Source organism: Metapseudomonas otitidis (assembly GCF_011397855.1).
Lineage (GTDB): Bacteria > Pseudomonadota > Gammaproteobacteria > Pseudomonadales > Pseudomonadaceae > Metapseudomonas > Metapseudomonas otitidis.
In genome coordinates this window covers 4,571,731-4,585,175 of sequence record NZ_AP022642.1, presented here as the reverse complement: position 1 = coordinate 4,585,175, position 13,445 = coordinate 4,571,731, and the positions used below count along the sequence as shown (strand labels likewise).

General features: G+C 71.6%; 10 protein-coding genes. 8 read left to right on the top strand and 2 right to left on the bottom strand.

The window, feature by feature from the left end; genetic code table 11:
• The first annotated feature begins 36 nt into the window (after positions 1-36).
• A complete protein-coding gene (locus PotMrB4_RS21095; RefSeq protein WP_044405541.1) occupies positions 37-450 on the top strand; it encodes a tetratricopeptide repeat protein in 414 nt (137 codons plus the stop codon).
• A 52-nt stretch (positions 451-502) separates the two neighbouring features.
• Positions 503-1,978 (top strand): DNA recombination protein RmuC, encoded by a 1,476-nt coding sequence (gene rmuC, locus PotMrB4_RS21090; protein ID WP_202119851.1) that lies wholly within the window; start codon positions 503-505, stop codon positions 1,976-1,978.
• Between the two features lie 521 nt (positions 1,979-2,499).
• Here rmuC and PotMrB4_RS21085 read toward each other — a convergent pair.
• Positions 2,500-5,604, bottom strand: coding sequence for a transglycosylase domain-containing protein (locus PotMrB4_RS21085; RefSeq protein WP_172434403.1), 3,105 nt, complete (start codon positions 5,602-5,604; stop codon positions 2,500-2,502).
• 161 nt (positions 5,605-5,765) lie between these two features.
• On the opposite strand from PotMrB4_RS21085, the gene PotMrB4_RS21080 reads away from it, so the two are divergent.
• Positions 5,766-6,464, top strand: coding sequence for a class I SAM-dependent methyltransferase (locus PotMrB4_RS21080; RefSeq protein ID WP_107330693.1), 699 nt, complete (start codon positions 5,766-5,768; stop codon positions 6,462-6,464).
• Here the strand turns inward: PotMrB4_RS21080 and PotMrB4_RS21075 are convergent.
• Positions 6,446-7,609 carry an OpgC family protein gene (locus tag PotMrB4_RS21075; protein WP_107330694.1) on the bottom strand — a complete coding sequence of 388 codons (1,164 nt, stop codon included), beginning with the start codon at positions 7,607-7,609 and terminating at the stop codon, positions 6,446-6,448. The genes PotMrB4_RS21080 and PotMrB4_RS21075 overlap by 19 nt on opposite strands.
• Before the next feature lie 162 nt (positions 7,610-7,771).
• On the opposite strand from PotMrB4_RS21075, the gene PotMrB4_RS21070 reads away from it, so the two are divergent.
• From PotMrB4_RS21070 to PotMrB4_RS21050, 5 genes are all read left to right on the top strand, one after another.
• Positions 7,772-8,332: a cysteine hydrolase family protein gene (locus tag PotMrB4_RS21070; RefSeq protein WP_142015476.1), complete on the top strand. Its 561-nt coding sequence runs from the start codon at positions 7,772-7,774 to the stop codon at positions 8,330-8,332.
• Positions 8,325-9,146: an aldo/keto reductase gene (locus PotMrB4_RS21065; protein ID WP_172434402.1), complete on the top strand. Its 822-nt coding sequence runs from the start codon at positions 8,325-8,327 to the stop codon at positions 9,144-9,146. Before PotMrB4_RS21070 ends, PotMrB4_RS21065 begins: the two co-directional genes overlap by 8 nt.
• A gap of 97 nt (positions 9,147-9,243) precedes the next feature.
• The gene (locus PotMrB4_RS21060) at positions 9,244-10,029 is read left to right on the top strand and encodes an efflux RND transporter periplasmic adaptor subunit (RefSeq protein ID WP_172434401.1); all 786 of its coding nucleotides are present in this window, start codon (positions 9,244-9,246) and stop codon (positions 10,027-10,029) included.
• Positions 10,026-11,345: an efflux RND transporter periplasmic adaptor subunit gene (locus PotMrB4_RS21055; RefSeq protein ID WP_172434400.1), complete on the top strand. Its 1,320-nt coding sequence runs from the start codon at positions 10,026-10,028 to the stop codon at positions 11,343-11,345. The genes PotMrB4_RS21060 and PotMrB4_RS21055 overlap by 4 nt, the downstream gene beginning before the upstream one ends.
• Positions 11,342-13,438 carry an efflux RND transporter periplasmic adaptor subunit gene (locus PotMrB4_RS21050; RefSeq protein WP_172434399.1) on the top strand — a complete coding sequence of 699 codons (2,097 nt, stop codon included), beginning with the start codon at positions 11,342-11,344 and terminating at the stop codon, positions 13,436-13,438. Before PotMrB4_RS21055 ends, PotMrB4_RS21050 begins: the two co-directional genes overlap by 4 nt.
• Positions 13,439-13,445: the final 7 nt, after the last annotated feature.

Below are 13,445 nucleotides of genomic sequence, written 5' to 3'. Positions count from 1 at the left end.
AGAGTGGCGCGCCTTCTCGGCTTCCCCTGCCTTTCAATGAAGTTTCGCACCCCCGCCATCGACCCTTCCCGCACCGATGACCAACGCCTGCCGTTGCGCGTCGCCCTGTGGCTGCTGGACAGCCCGCGCCTGAGCCAGGCCGACAGCGTCAAGCGCATCGCCGGCCGCCTGCTCAAGCAGCCCGCCCGCCAGGGCGTGGTCGCCGCCCAGAGCCGCCTTGGGCAGATGCTCTGCCGGGACTGTGGCAATACCCGCGACCGCCGCATCGGCCTCGACCTGCTGCGCCAGGCCGCCCGTGCCGGCGACCGCCGCGCCCAGCTCGAACTGGGGCGTCTTTATACCCAGCCGCGTACCCAGGAACTGCAGCAGGCCCGCCACTGGCTGGAACAGGCCGCCGCCCAGGGTTCCCACGAGGCCAGCCGCCTGCTGACCCGCCTGCCCCAGGCCTGACCGCCCCCAGGGCGCTGGGTATACTGCCCGGCACCCTGCCGCGGAGCCCTCCATGCCACTCGATCTGCCCAACCTGCTGCTTGGCCTGCTGCTGGCCGCCGCGCCGTTGCTCGGCCTGGCCTGGCGCCAGCAACGCCGGGTCACCGTCCTGGAGGCCGAGCGCCTGGTGCTGGACGAGCGCCTGGCCACTGCCCAACTGGCCCAGGACGGCCTCGCCGCCCAGTTGGAGGACTGCCGGGCGGAAGTGCGCGAACTGAACCAGTTCAACGCCGACCAGCAGGCCGAGCTGGCCGCCCTGCGCCGAGAGTCCGAACTGCTGGCCGTGGAGCGCCGCGCCGCCCGTGAAGCCGTCGCCGGCTGGAACGACGAACGCGCCAGCAAGGACGCCGAGCTGCGCCGTCTCGACAGCGAGCGCGCCGCCCTGGCCGCCGAACTGCGCGAGCAGCAGGAAGCCCACGCCCAGCGCCTGGCCGACCTGCAGGCCGCCCGTGACGACCTGCGTGCCCAGTTCGCCGAACTCGCCGGGCGCATCTTCGACGAGCGCGAGCAGCGCTTCGCCGAAACCAGCCAGCAGCGCCTCGGCCAGTTGCTCGACCCGCTCAAGGAGCGCATCCAGGCTTTCGAGAAGCGCGTCGAGGAGAGTTATCAACAAGAGGCGCGCGAGCGTTTCTCCCTCGGCCGCGAACTGGAGCGCCTGCAACAGCTCAACCAGCGCCTGGGCGACGAAGCCACCAACCTCACCCGCGCCCTCAAGGGCCAGAAGACCCAGGGCAACTGGGGCGAACTGGTGCTGGAGCGGGTGCTGGAGCACGCCGGGCTGGAGAAGGGCCGCGAGTACCGCACCCAGGTCAGTCTCAACAGCCCCGACGGCCAGCGCTTCCAGCCGGACGTGCTGATCCAGCTGCCCGGTGACAAGCAGGTGGTGGTGGACGCCAAGGTCAGCCTCACCGCCTACCAGAGCTACCTCGCCGCCGAGGACGAGAACGCCCGCCTCCAGGCCCTCAAGGCCCACGTCGGCTCCCTGCGCGGCCACCTCAAGGGCCTCTCGGTGAAGGACTACCAGCGCCTGGAAGGGCTCCACAGCCTGGACTTCGTGCTGCTCTTCGTGCCCATCGAAGCCGCCTTCGCCGCCGCCGTGCAGGCCGACCCCGGCCTGTTCCAGGAAGCCTTCGACCAGCACATCGTCATCGTCAGCCCCACCACCCTGCTGGCCACCCTGCGGGTGATCGACAGCCTCTGGCGCCAGGAGCGGCAGACCCAGAACGCCCGCGAGATCGCCGAGCGCGCCGGGGCGCTGTACGACAAGTTCGTCGCCTTCATCCAGGACCTGGACGAGATGGGCAGCCGCCTGCAGCAGCTGGACAAGGCCTACGCCGCCGCCCGCAACAAGCTGGTGGACGGGCGCGGCAACCTCATCTCCCGCGCCGAGAACCTCAAGCTGCTGGGCGCCCGCGCCAGCAAGAGCCTCGCCCCCGACCTGCTGGAGCAGGCAGCGGCGTGGGGGGATGAAGACGAGGGGCGGGAATAGGTGGGTTAGGTTTCATAGGGGCTACAACGGGTGGGGGCTGAGGCGGTAATGGCCAAGCCCGTTATCGAGTTCTGCGGATGTTTTTTGTTTCGCCTTCCCAGGCGAGTCACTTTTCTCAATCGTCGGAATGCCGCCCACAGAAAAGCAACCAAAAGGGCTCGCCCCTCCATCCGGGTCCCGCCTCGCGGGGCTTCCCTCCCTCCGTCGCCGCTACGGGGGCCGGCGCGATGGGCCATCCATGGCCTGGCGCGCCTCTCGCGGCATCCATGCCGCTCGTCCCCCTGCGCAACGACTGCGCTCGGCCTCCTGAAGAGGCAGGTTCCCCGCCTTACCCTCTGAGCCAGGCAGGATTTCACCGTGCGCTTCAGATTTGCTCATTGTCTGGCGGGGGGCTTCAGAGACCAGGTGCTCGCCCGGCAAGGCGAAACAGGTGATATCCACAGAACGCGTCAACCCGTCTGCCCTCGGCCTTTCCAGCTCCTCCGCCCAGCCTCCACAGGCCGGTAACCCGGCCTTCATCGCTACAACTGCCTCGCCCCCAACGCCGTCTGCGGCCCCTGGCACAGGGTGGCACGCCCAGGCTCCAGGTAGGGCTGCAGCAACGGCGCCATGCCCTTCATCACCTGCACCGGCAACGCCGAGGTGAAGCGGAACCCCGAGGCTTCGTCGCCGGCCACGTACGCGGTCAGCGTGCCGAAGTGGCGTGGGCCCAGGTAGAACACGAAGGTTGCGGTGCGGTTCAGCGCCCGGGAGGCGAGCACCTGGCCGCCCCGGCCGAAGGTCTGCAGGCGGTTGTCGCCGGTGCCGGTCTTGCCGCCCATCACCAGCGGCTGGCCATCGGGCTGGCGGAACGCGCCCTGCAGGCGTCGCGCCGTGCCGCCTTCCACCACCTGGGCGAGGGCGCCGCGCAGGGCGGCGGCCACCTCGGAGGGCATCACCCGCCTGCCGCCGCCGGTTTCGTGCAGCACCCGGGTTTCGTAGGGGGTGTCGGCGGCGAAGTGCAGGTCGTCCAGGCGCACCGTCGGCAGGCGCACGCCGTCGTTGACGATGATCCCCATCAGCTCCGCCAGGGCCGCCGGCCGGTCGCCGGAGCTGCCCAGTGCGGTGGCCAGCGACGGCACCAGGTGGTCGAACGGGTAGCCGAGCTGGCGCCAGTGCTGGTGGATGTCGAGGAAGGCCTCCACCTCCAGCATGGTGCGGATGCGCGAGTCCCGGGCGTTCTTGCGCTGGGACTTGAACAGCCAGCCGTAGACCTCGCGGCGTACCTCGCCACTGGCCTCCACCGCCTCGCGGAAGCTCGCCTGCGGGTGGCCTTGCAGGTAGGCCAGCAGCCACAGCTCCAGCGGGTGCACGCGGGCGATGTAGCCCTGGTCGTTGAGGTCGAAGGCGCCCGGTCCGTAGCGGTCGTACAGCTCCGCCAGGCGCTTGTCGCCGAGGGCTTCGCCGGGCAGGCGCGCGCGCATGAAGGCGGCGAAGGTGGCGCGGTCGGCCTGGGGCTGCAGGTAGCGGTGGATCGCCGCCAGCCGGGCAGGCCAGGGGTTCAGCCCGTCGAGGAAGGTGGCCATGCGGGCGTCGGCGTCCTTGCCCTTGTACTTGTTCCAGAAGCGCAGCAGGTAGGTCTGGCTCTCGCGGGATACGAACAGGTCCAGGTAGCCCTGCCGGCGCGGGTCGCGGTCGTCCCGCAGCAGGGCGGCCTTGTCGCCGTCGGGGCGGTGGATGGCGTGGCGCACCAGATCGCGCAGCAAGCGCACGAAGGGCAGGTTGATGGATTCGCGCAGGGCCTCGCGCAGGGTCGGGGTGCGGCCGTTGTCCTCGCGACGGAAGTTGCCGAAGGTGTGCATGCCGCCGCCGGTGAAGAAGCGTTCCGCCGGGCTGGCGGAGTAGGTGCGCTCCAGCGCGGCATCGAGCATCGGCGCCAGGCGCGCGTCCGGGTGGCTGGCCAGGTAGTCGAGCGCCCAGCGGCTGAGCACGTCCTGCGGGTCCACGTCGACCGCGCGCAGGGCCTTGGTGTCGAGCCCGGCGTAGCGCTGGTGCAGGCGGGCGACGAAGTCCAGGTAGGTAGCCAGCACCCGCAGCTTGGCGGTGGAGCCCAGCTCCAGCTTGCTGCCTTCGTTGATGTCGAAGGGCTGGTCGGTGTTGTCGGTCTGCACCCGCACCTGGTTGCCCGCCGGGGTGCGCTCGAAGAGGGTGAAGCTGTAGCGCACGTCGCGGGTCTTCTCCGCCGTCAGCATGCGCTCGCCGAGCAGCCCGGCCTGTTGGGCGAAGGCGGGTTCGGCAAGGTCGTGCAGGTAGGTGGTGACGGCCTGCTGCAGCTCGCCCTGGAGGCTGGTGCGGGCGCCCAGGTCGAGGCGGTCGAGGTCGTACAGCGGCATCTGCAGCAGGCTCGACAGCCGGGCGCGGGCCAGGCTGATGCCCTTGTTGCCGTCCACCCGTGCCAGCGCCGGGTCCTGGGCCAGATCGCGGAAGGCCAGCCGTGCGCCGAGGGCAGTGTCCCGCAGGGCGGGCTGCAGCACGCCGGCGCCGGCCAGCAGGCGCAGGTGGCTGTCGGTGAGGGCCTCCAGCTCGTCGCGGCCGCGCCCGAGGTAATGGGACGGGCGCCGCTGGGCGATCATCAGCGCCACCGCCTTGCGCAGGGCCAGGCCCCGTTCGGCCAGGCCGCCGGGCTCGTCCTGGGGCTGGCCCAGCAGGCGGTTGCTGCGCTCGAAGTCGGCGCCGAACCACACCCGCAGCCCGTCGGCCAGGCCGTGCACCTCGCCGTGGCCGGGGGCGGCGGAGAGCGGCACGCTGTTGAGGTAGTCCTGCACGATGCGGCGCCGCGCCGGCAGTGTCTCCGGCCCGCCCTGGTAGGCGCGCACACTGGCCGAGGCCATCTGCAGCAGCTTGTCGTGGGCCGAGAGGGTCAGCCCGGCGGGGGAGTGGCGGTACTTCTCCAACTGGGTCGCCAGGGTGCTGCCGCCGGCGCTCTGGCCGGGCACGTCCAGCACCTTGCCGGCCTGGGTCAGGGCGGCCTTGGCGAAGCGCGGCCAGTCCACCGCCGGGTTGGCCAGGGGCGAGGCGTCCAGCAGGTGGCGGTTCTCGATGAACAGCAGGCTGCTCACCAGCAGCGGCGGGATCTCGTCGAAGGCGCCGTAGAGCTGTTGCGGATAGCGGAAGGTGTACAGCGGTTCGTTGCGGCAGTCGCGGATGTCCAGCCCGGCCTGGACCTTCTCCCGGTAGGGCGGGAACAGCCCGTGCTGGGTGTATTCCAGCAGCGCCGGGGAGAAGCGCACCTGCTGGCGGATCTCGTAGCCGCGCTGTTCCAGGCGCTGCAGCATGGCGGGCAGGTGGGCGTAGCCCAGGCGCTTGTCGAAGGGGCCGTCGCGGGGGAAGAGGATGGCCGGGCTGGGCCCGTCGCCGAGGCGGTAGTCCAGGGTGGCGGCGTAGCGGCTGATCTCGCGGGATTGCAGCCAGGCGTGGCGCATTTCCTCGCGGGCCAGCAGCGCCAGGATCACCGCCACCAGCAGCAGGAACAGCCACACGGCGAGGCGGTGACGGCGTCGGCGGGCCCGGCGGCGCGCGATCACCGGGTCCAGGCTGTGCGAAGACAACCGGGTCGATGATGCGTGGGACTGCCAGGCAACGCCCATGATCGAGAACCCGCCTCAGGTGACTGCTCTCGCTGCAAGCGTAGTCCGTCGCGGCGCACCCGGCGGGCAATGCGGCCGGTGCGCCGATCATCGGCCGCCGGCCATGGGCAGGGTGGGGCGCGCTGTGCTTTCATTCGCGCGTTTTCCCGGGAGCGAGCGCCATGACCGATTCGACGAGCCAACGTATCCGTGACAGCTGGCGGGCCAATGCCCAGGCCTGGGTCGACGCCGTGCGCAGTGGCCGTATCGAGAGCCGCCGCCTGGTCACCGACCAGGCCGTGCTGGATGCGGTGCTCACGCCCCGGCCGCGCCGGGTGCTCGACCTGGGCTGCGGCGAAGGCTGGCTGTGCCGCGAGTTGCTCTACCGGGGGATCGATTTCGTCGGGGTGGATGCGTCCTATGAGCTGATCGAGGCCGCCCGGCAGGCCCAGGGTAGCCAGGGCATCGGCCAGTTCGTGGCGGACGATTACCGGGTCGTGGAGATGGACTACAAGGTCTACGGCCAGTACGACCTCATCGTCTGCAACTTCTCCCTGCTGGAGGAGGACCTGAGGCCGATCCTCGCCACCCTGATACGCCTGCTTGAGCCCCGGGGGCGGGTGGTGATCCAGACCGTCCACCCGATGACCGCCTGCGGGCCGGAAGGCTACCGGGACGGCTGGCGCCTGGAGACCTTCGCCAGCATGGGCGAGGGCTTCCGCGAGCCGATGCCCTGGTATTTCCGCACCGTCCATGGCTGGTTCAACCTGGTCACCGACGCCGGCTTCCGGCTGGAGCGGCTCAGTGAGCCGTGCCACCCGGAAACCGGCATGCCGCTGTCGCTGCTGATGGAGCTGCGGGTTCAGGACGCCGCCGCGTAGGGTGTGGTGCCGTAGCCACGGGCGGCCAGCGCCGGCTTCGGCGGTTGCCGCTGGCCGAGCCGGCCGATCAGGTCCAGCCAGCCGGCCAGGGCCACCATCAGCAGCACACCGGCGCAGGCCAGGGCCACCTGGCCCACGGCCCCCATCCGGTAGAGGGTGGCCAGGGCATCGGCCAGCGGCGCCAGCAGCACGCTCAGGCAGAACACCTCCAGCGAGTGCCGCCCCATGCGCACCACCTCCCGTGCCGGCCAGCGCTGCAGCCAGGTGCCGCCCGGCAGCAGGCGCGCGGTGCAGTAGGCGAGGGCGAGGAAGTGCAGCAGGCGCAGGGGCGAGAGGTCGGTCTTGTCCAGGGGGTAGATCACCCGCGCCACCGCGTCCGGCATCCAGGCATCGTGCAGGCCCGGCACCTTCCAGCTCAGCGCCAGCGCCGCGCTGGCCGCCAGGTACAGCAGGCAACCGGTCAGCAGCGTGCCGCGCCAGGCCGGGGTCAGGTTCGGGGCCGGGTGGCGCTGGGCGTGCAGGGCCGCCGCGCCTCCCAGGACGAAGAGGAACTGCCAGGCCAGCGGGTTGAAGAACCATTCGCCGCCCGGGTGCGCCGTCAGGTTCCAGTAGGGCGCGCCCAGGTACGCCAGCGCCGACAGCGCCACCGTGGTGCGCGGGTGGCGCAGCAGCAGCGGCAGCACCAGCGGCCAGCCGGCCAGCAGCACGATGTACAGCGGCAGCGGGTCCATCAGGTTGGGCTTGAAGCGCAGCAGCAGCTCGTCGATCAGCGCCTGCTGCGGGTTGGCCAGGAAGTAGTCCAGGCCCATCTCGTCGATGAAGTCGCGCCCGCCCACCTGGGCGTTGGCGAAGAACACCATCCCCATCAGCACCGCCAGCAGGAAGATGTGGGCGATGTACAGCACCCAGGCGCGACGCAGGATGCGCAGGCAGGCCACGCCGTAGCCGTCGCGCTGCAGCAGCTTGCCGTAGGCCAGCAGCGCCGCGTAGCCGGCCAGGAAGACGAAGATCTCCGCCGCGTCGCTGAGCCCCACGTTGCGCGGCGTCACCGCGCCCAGGGGGTTGTGGGGGATGTGGTCCCAGAAGATGAACACCAGGGCCAGTCCACGGAAGAAGTCGATGCGGAGGTCGCGTCCTGTCTGCATGGCGGCGTACTCGGGCGGGCGGCAAGAGGCCGGAAAAGGGGTCCTGAAGCTGTGACCGGGGCAGGGGGTGGAGTTTCCGCCGCGCAGACCAGCGGTCGTCTTTACCGGGGCGGCGCCAGCCGGCACTATCGCCAGCCACACCCTCCCTCCCAAGGAACGACGATGAGCAAGGCATTGCTGGTGGTGGACGTGCAGGCGGGGCTGTTCTTCGCCGACCCGGAGCCGTGGCGCGCCGCCGAGTTGATCGCCACCATCAACCGCCTGGCCGACCGTGCCCGCACCGCCGGCGCCCCGGTGCTCTACGTGCAGCACGACGGCGAGGCGGGCAGCGAGCTGGAGCCCGGCTGCATCGGCTGGCAGCTGCACCCGGGCCTGGAGCGCGCGCCCCTCGACCCGGTGGTGCGCAAGACGGCCTGCGACGCCTTCTTCGAGACCCCGCTCAAGGCCACCCTGCAGGCTCTGGGCGTCACCGAGCTGGTGGTGGTGGGCTACGCCACCGAGTTCTGCGTCGACACCTCCATCCGCCGCGCCACCAGCGAAGGCTTCAGCGTCACCCTGGTCAGCGACGGCCACACCACCAAGGACCGCCCGCACCAGCGCGCCGAGGCCATCGTCGAGCACCACAACTGGGTCTGGGCCCAGTTCATCCAGCCGCGCCATCCGCTGCGCCTGGCGCCGGCCGACTCCATCCGCTTCGAACCTGAGGAGGCGCCCCATGCGTGAGATCACCTTCCCCGACGGCACCCGCGTGCCGACCATCGGCCAGGGCACCTGGCACATGGGCGAGCGCGCCGACCAGCGCCCCCGCGAAGTGGCCGCCCTGCGCCAGGGCCTGGAGCTGGGCCTGAGCCTGATCGACACCGCCGAGATGTACGCCGAAGGCGGCGCCGAAACGGTGGTGGGCGAAGCCATCGCCGGGCGTCGCGACCAGGTGTTCCTGGTCAGCAAGGTCTACCCCTGGAACGCCAGCCGCCGGGGCATCCCCCAGGCCTGCGAACGCAGCCTTCGGCGCCTGGGCACCGACCACCTCGACCTGTACCTGCTGCACTGGCCCGGCGAGCACCCGCTGGAGGAGACGGTGGACGCCTTCGAGCAGTTGCGCGAGCGCGGGCTGATCCGCCGCTGGGGCGTGTCCAACTTCGACGTTGCCGACCTCGACGCGCTGCCCCCCGGCTGCGCCGCCAACCAGGTGCTCTACAACCCCGAGGCGCGGGGCATCGAGTTCGACCTGCTGCCGCGCCAGCAGGCCGAGGGCCTGCCGCTCATGGCCTACTGCCCCGTGGGGCAGGGTGGGGCGCTGCTGCGGGATGCGGCGCTGCTGGAGGTGGCCCGGCGCCACGGCGCCAGCCCCGCCCAGGTGGCCCTGGCCTGGGCCCTCCGCCAGGACGGGGTGATGGTGATCCCCAAGGCGGTGGAGCCCAAGCACATCGAGCAGAACGCCGCCGCCCACGCCCTGCGCCTGGACGCGGAGGACCTGGCACGGATCGACCGCGCCTGGCCGGCCCCCACCCGCAAGCGGTCCCTGGCGATGGTGTGACGCTTCGTCATCGGCGGAGGAATCTTTCCGACACCCGATTCCTATTGTCCGAGCGCTCTCCTAGACTCTGCTCCACTTGGAATCTAGGGACAGACCTATGAAGCACCTGATGTACGGGCTGGCGGGTTCGCTGGCGATGGCAACCGCCGCCTGGGCCGACGAGCCCCCCGCCCACGATCCGTTGCTGGATGCCCCTGCACCCTCCACCGCCGCCGCATCGGCCCCTTCGCCACGGGGCGTGCTGCGGGCCCGCAACCAGGCGGTGCTGTCCAGCGAGCTGGCCGGGCGCATCGTCGAGATGCCCTTCGCCGAAGGGCAGTCGTTCAAGGCCGGCGACGTGCTGGTGCGCTTCGACTGCAGCGCCTACCAGGCCCAGCTCACCGCCTCCAACGCCGCCACCCGCGCCGCCCGCGAGGAGCTGAAGAACAAGCAGCAGCTGGCCGCCCTCAACTCCGTCGGGCGCTTCGAAGTGGCCCTGGCCGAGGCCCGCCAGGCCCAGGCCCAGGCCGAGGCGCAGGTCTACCAGGTGCAGGTGCAGCGCTGCCAGGTGAAGGCCCCCTACGACGGCCAGGTGGTCAACCGCCGCGTGCAGCCCCATGAGAGCGTGCCCGGCGGCGCGCCGCTGCTGGAGGTGGTGGACAACCGCACCCTGGAGATCCACCTGCTGGTGCCCTCGCGCTGGATCGGCGCCCTCAAGCCGGGCCAGCCCTTCGAATTCATCCCCGACGAGACCGGCAAGCCGCTCAAGGCCGTGGTCAAGCGCCTGGGCGCGCGCATCGACGAAGGCAGCCAGACGCTGCTGCTGATCGGCGGCCTGCCCGAGGATGCGTCGGGCCTGGTGGCCGGCATGAGCGGCAGCGCGCGCTTCCCGGAGGCGCGATGAACGCACCGGTGCCCGGTTTCGCCGAGCGCGTCTTCGCGGTCTTTCTCGGCCTCCAGGCCCAGGCCCGGCAGGCCGCCACGACCGAGCAACTGGCCTTCGCCATGGTCAACGATGGCCAGGGCCTGTTCGGCTACCGCCACGCCGCGCTGCTAATCGCCGGCAAGGTCAGCGCCCTCACCGGCATCAGCGTGGTGGAACCCAACGCGCCCTTCGTCGCCTTCGTCGAACGGGCGGCGGCCCAGCGCCTGGCCGCCGGCCTGCTGGGCGAGCCCGGCGTGGTCGACCCCGCCAGCCTGGACGAGAGCAGCCGTGACGACTGGCAGGCACTGTCCGCGCCCCATGCCTTCTGGCTGCCACTGAAGGACCGCCAGGGCGCCGTGTTCGGCGGCCTGTGGATCGCCCGCGACACCCCCTGGAGCGAGGCCGAGCAGGCCCTGCTGGTGCAACTGGGCGGCACCTACGGCCACGCCTGGCTGGCCCTGCAGCCGCGCAAGCCCTGGCGCCTGCGCTGGCCGAAGAAGAAGCTCCTGGTCCTGGCCGCCGCGCTGGCCCTGGTGCTGCTGGTGCCGGTGCGCCAGTCGGTGCTGGCACCCGCCGAAGTGGTGCCCCAGGGCGGCCGCGTGGTGGCCGCGCCGCTGGACGGGGTGATCGCCGAATTTCTCGTCAAGCCCAACCAGAGCGTCGCCGCCGGTGACCTGCTGGTGCGCTTCGACGCCACCACCCTCAAGGCCCAGGCCGACGTTGCCGAGCGCGCCCTGGGGGTGGCCGAGGCGGAGCTGAAGGCCAACAGCCAGCGCGCCTTCGCCGATGCCGAATCCAGCGCGCGCATCGACCTGCTGGCCGCCCGCGTGGAGCAGAAGCGCGCCGAGCGCGACTACGCCAGGCAGTTGCTGGCGCGCAGCGAAGTCCGCGCCGAGCGCGCCGGCATCGCCGTGTTCGCCGATGCCGAGCGCCTCACCGGCAAGCCGGTGCAGACCGGCGAGCGGCTGATGCAGATCGCCGACCCGGCCCAGGCCGAACTGCGCATCGAGCTGCCGGTGGGCGACGCCATCGCCCTGGAGCCTGGCGCCGAGGTGGCGCTGTTCCTCGACAGCGACCCGCTCAACCGCCATGACGCGCGCCTGGAGCGGGCTGCCTACGAAGCCCAGGCCACCGCCGCCGGGCAACTGGCCTACCGCCTCGACGCGGCCTTTGCCGATGCCCCGCCGCGCATCGGCCTGCGCGGCACCGCCAAGCTGTTCGGCGCCCGCGCGCCGCTGGCCTATTACCTGCTGCGCCGGCCCCTGGCGGCGCTGCGCCAGAACCTGGGGTTGTGATGCTGCCGGCCCTGCGTTCCGACCTGCAGCTGTCCGCCGCTGCGCCAACCCGTGAGGGCGCGCCGCAATGGACCCTGGCCGACCCGCTGCGCGGCCGCTATTTCAAACTCGGCGCGGCGGCCGTGCGCTTGCTGCGCCACTGGTCCCTGGGCGACCCCCGCGCGGTGCTGGCGGCGGCCAACGCCGAGCCGGGCGCGCCCCTCGGGGCCGGTGAGCTGGAGCAGATGCTGCGCTTTCTGCGCGGACACGACCTGATCGCTGCCCTCGACCCGGAGCAGCGCGCCAGCTACAGCCTCAAGCGCGCCAGCACGCGCCACAGCCTGTGGCAGCAGGTGCTGCACCAGTACCTGTTCTTCCGCATCCCGCTGTGGCGGCCGGACCGCTTCCTCAACCGTGCCTGGCCGGTGCTGGAGCGCAACGGGCCCTGGCTGCTGCGGCGCGGGCTGCCGGTGATCCTGCTGCTGGGGCTGTTCCTGGTGGCGCGGGACTGGGAGCGCTACCTGGCCACCTTCCCGCACCTGTTCAGCCTGGGCGGCGCCCTGGCCTTCGGCATCGCGCTGACCTTCGCCAAGCTCTGCCACGAGTTCGGCCACGCCTTCATGGCCAAGCGCGCCGGCTGCCGGGTGCAGAGCATGGGGCTGGCCTTCATGGTGCTGCTGCCGATGTTCTACACCGACGTCAGCGATGCCTGGCGGGTGCAGGACCGCCGCTCGCGCCTGCTGATCGGCGCCGGCGGGGTGCTGGCCGAACTGGTGCTGGCGGTGCTGGCATTGCTGGCCTGGTCGCTGCTGCCGGACGGGCCGGCGCGCACCGCGGCCTTCATGCTCTCCAGCGCCACCTGGATCACCACCCTGGCGATCAACCTCAACCCCTTCATGCGCTTCGACGGCTACTTCCTGCTCAGCGACCTGTGGGAGGTGGAGAACCTGCAGAACCGCGCCTTCGCCCTGTGCCGCTGGCGCCTGCGCGAGGCGCTGTTCGGCTACGGCGAGCCGGCCCCCGAGCCCTGGCCCGAGGCCATGCGCCGGCGCCTGCTGGCCTGGGGCTACGGCTCGTGGATCTGGCGTGCGGCGCTGTTCTTCGGCATCGCGCTGACGGTCTACCACCTGTTCTTCAAGGTGCTCGGCATCTTCCTGATGCTGGTGGAGCTGGTGTGGTTCATCGGCCTGCCGATCTGGAAGGAGTTCGGCGAATGGTGGCAACGGCGCGACCAGGCCGACCCGCGCAAGGTGCTGCTCACCGGCTCGGCCCTGGGGCTGGTGCTGCTGGCGCTGCTGGTGCCCTGGCGCAACGCGGTGGACGTGCCGGCCATGCTGGAGGCTTCGCGCACCGGCACCCTGCACGCGCCCATCGGTGCGCGGGTCAAGGCGGTGCGGGTGAAGGACGGCGACACGGTGGAGCAGGGCGCCCTGCTGGTGGAGCTGGAATCCCCGGACCTGGACGCGCGCCAGGGCATCGTCCGCCGCGAGATCGACATCCTCCAGTTGCAGTTGCGACGCCAGGCCGGGCGCAGCGAGACCGCCGCCGAGACCGGGGTGATCGAGCAGCAGCTGGCCGAGGCCGTGGCCGAGTACCGCGGCCTGGCCGCCCAGCGTGAGCGCCTGCAGTTGCGCGCGCCCCTGGCCGGCGTGGTGCGCGACCTGCCGCCGGACCTGGTGGTGGGCCGCTGGTTGCACAGCGGCGAGACCCTGGCGCGGGTGATCGCCCCCGGGTTGCGCCTGCGTGGCTACCTGGCCGAAGAGAACCTCTGGCGCGTGGCGCCGGGCACCGAGGGCCGCTTCATCGCCGACGACCCGGCGCGGCCGGCCCTGCCGGTGCGCCTGGACGAGGTGGACACCACCGGCGTCGCCTTCCTCGAACTGGAGGCCCTGGCCTCCGACCACCACGGCCAGGTGGCCGTGCGACGCAATGCCCAGCAACGCGCCGAGCCGGTGCAGGCCCAGTACGGCGTGCGCCTCAGCCTGCTGCAGGATTTGCCGCCCCCCGACCAGCCACTGCGCGGCGTGGTGGTGCTGGAAGGCAGCCGGCAATCGCTGCTGGGCTTCGCCTGGCGCCGCATGGCGGCGTTGGGGGTGAGGGAAAGCGGTTTCTAGCCCATCA